Annotated in this window: 2 protein-coding genes and 1 pseudogene; 1 reads left to right on the top strand and 2 read right to left on the bottom strand. The window is 44.4% G+C overall.

From position 1 onward, the window contains the following. Positions 1-1937 (top strand): DNA polymerase I (gene polA, locus ACN6OV_RS07235; RefSeq protein WP_427951332.1); only part of this gene is annotated, 1937 nt, incomplete at its 5' end. Between the two features lie 201 nt (positions 1938-2138). On the opposite strand, the gene ACN6OV_RS07230 is transcribed toward polA, so the two are convergent. Further along, complete coding sequence (locus tag ACN6OV_RS07230) at positions 2139-2708, bottom strand: YggT family protein (protein ID WP_291353746.1); 570 nt, start codon at positions 2706-2708, stop codon at positions 2139-2141. A 27-nt stretch (positions 2709-2735) separates the two neighbouring features. Then, positions 2736-2835: pseudogene (locus ACN6OV_RS07225) on the bottom strand (pyrroline-5-carboxylate reductase); the annotation flags it as partial.

Below are 2835 nucleotides of genomic sequence, written 5' to 3'. Positions count from 1 at the left end.
AGTCGCTCGATCATCCGAACAATCCAAATAATTCAGCCTATAAACAGGCGGCCAAAAGTATTGAGACTGATATCAATACCACAGCTGTCATTAACACTGAAGATGAGGCAGAGCTGACCAGTGTGGATGACCAACTCGGAAAAGCCAATTATCATACCGTTTTAACTCAGGCTGACTGGAACAACCTGTTTACTCGTTTCAGTACTGAAAAACGCTTTGCCTTTGATACCGAAACCACCAGTCTGGATTATCGTATTGCCGAGATGGTCGGTTTCTCGGTGGCATTTGATGCCAATGATGCTTATTACATTCCGCTTACGCATGATTATGAAGGCGCACCGGAACAGCTGAGTCGTGAAACCATCCTGGCGCAAATTAAACCGATTTTAGAAGATGCCAGCGTTGAAAAAATTGGACATCATTTAAAATATGATGCGCACATTTTGCAAAATCACGGTATTGAACTGCAAGGTTGGTATTTCGATACCATGCTGGCCTCTTATGTTTTAAATTCTGTGGCGACCCGTCACGGCATGGATGATGTGGCTCGTGTTTATCTCAGTCACTTAACGACCACTTATGAACAAGTGGCAGGTAAAGGGGCCAAACAGAAAACCTTTAACCAGATCGAGATTGAAACAGCAGCGCATTATGCCGCTGAAGATGCGCATGTGACCTATCGTCTATACGAGGTATTGTCGAAAAAGTTACAGGCCATTCCTGAACTGAACAATATTTTGCACAATATTGAAATGCCGGTGGCGCGTGTACTGACTGTCATGGAAGAAAATGGCATCGAACTGGATCTGAAGTTTTTAGATCAATTGAGTGTCGATTTCTCCAATACCATTCAAGACCTTGAAAACCAGATTATTGAGTTGGCTGGACAGCCGTTTAATGTCAGCTCGCCTAAACAGGTCGGTGAAATCCTCTTTGACAAACTCGGACTGAAAGGCGGTAAGAAAACAGCAACCGGTCAATACAGCACCAATGAAAGCATTCTGGAAAAGATTGAACATCCGATTACCGATTTAATTCTGCAATACCGCGGTCTTTGTAAACTGAAAAGCACCTATACCGACGGTCTGCAAAAACAGGCCAACAATGACAGTGGCCGTGTGCACACCAGCTACCATCAGGCCCTGACTGCAACCGGACGTTTGTCCTCAACCGATCCAAACCTGCAAAACATTCCGATTCGTGAAGAAATTGGCCGCCAAATTCGTAAAGCCTTTATTGCTCCAGAAGGCCGCATCGTGCTGGCAGCCGATTATTCACAAATTGAACTGCGTTTAATGGCCCATCTTTCTCAGGATGAAGCCTTGGTCGATGCCTTTAATCACGGTCAGGATGTACACCGCCGTACTGCTGCCGAAGTGCTGGGTATTTCGCTGGAAGATGTCACCAATGACCAGCGTCGTCAGGCTAAAGCTGTTAACTTCGGTCTGCTCTATGGTATGTCCGAATTTGGTCTGATTCGTCAGCTTGGCTTTACCCGTGAAGAATCACAAAACTATATCAAGCAATACTTCCATCGTTATCCTGGCATTTATGAATATATGCAACGTACACGTCAGATCGCTTTGGAACAGGGCTTTGTCGAAACCATTTCAGGTCGCCGTTTATATACCCCTGATATTGATGCCCGTAACATGATGGTGCGTAAAGCTGCTGAACGTGCGGCCATCAATGCCCCACTCCAGGGAAGTGCTGCAGACATCATTAAAATGGCCATGATTGAAGTGGATAAAATGTTACCGAAAGATCAAGCCAAAATGCTGTTACAGGTACACGATGAATTGGTATTTGAAGTTGATGCCGAGATTGCCGATGAACTGGCACCGAAACTGGCTGAAGTGATGCAATCCGTGATCCAGCTTTCCGTACCGCTGATTGTCGAAGTGGGTAAAGGCATGAATTGGGATGAGGCGCATTAACAGAGCCATCTCTGGCTTACCTTTAAAAATAGGGATAGTCCCTTCCTCCTTCTAGGAGGTGAGGAATATATTCCGCAAGAGGATGGAGGTCATTTTTTTAAAGCCCCTCTCTTGCGTAGCAATGCTACTCATCTCCCAGAGTGAGAGGAATTGTTTCCAATAAAAAAGGACTCCATCGAGTCCTTTTTTACTAGCTGAGCTTTAAAGTCCAGTCAGAAGTGCAATTGCTACTTCATTCATAATAATTTCAGCAATATATAAAGCAAAGAATGCCACAATTGGCGACAGATCAATCATGCCCATATTCGGCAAAATACGGCGGAACGGTGCCAGTAAAGGTTCTGCCAGTTCCTGAATCACTTCAATATACGGTGAACGGGACTGGGTAAACATCACCACCCAACTTAAAATAATCGTTGCAAAAATTAAGTAACGGCAGAAGCGGATCAAGTCCTGAATCATGGTGACAAAGGTTAAAATCACCAGATGTACCGGACTGTTCGGCATGGCACCTGAAAGGTACATCACCCCAAAAATCTTGAGTAAGTATAAAATTACCACCAATGCTAAGGCTGCCAAATTAACGCGGCCTTTTGCTACTGTCGGAAAAATACGCCCAAACACATCCACGATTTTTGTCGCTTTTACCGTAGACATGACCACGGGATTATAAGCATTCACCGCTGCAAGCTGCATAAGAAAACGGAAAAACACGAGCAAAATCGCTACGTTAATGATAATGCCAAAAATTAGCGCAGAGTTTGCACCCATACTGGAACTTTCCTAAATAAAAACGAGTTATTTGCTACTTTCACTTAGCTCTTGAGCAAGTTCCTGACTGCGCTTTTGTGCTGCAGCCAAAGCGGCCTGAATATTTTGAGAAATTTGTGCACGGTCA

It is taken from the genome of Acinetobacter sp. (assembly GCF_050285345.1).
Taxonomy (GTDB): domain Bacteria; phylum Pseudomonadota; class Gammaproteobacteria; order Pseudomonadales; family Moraxellaceae; genus Acinetobacter.
This window is presented reverse-complemented; position numbering and strand designations above follow the sequence as displayed.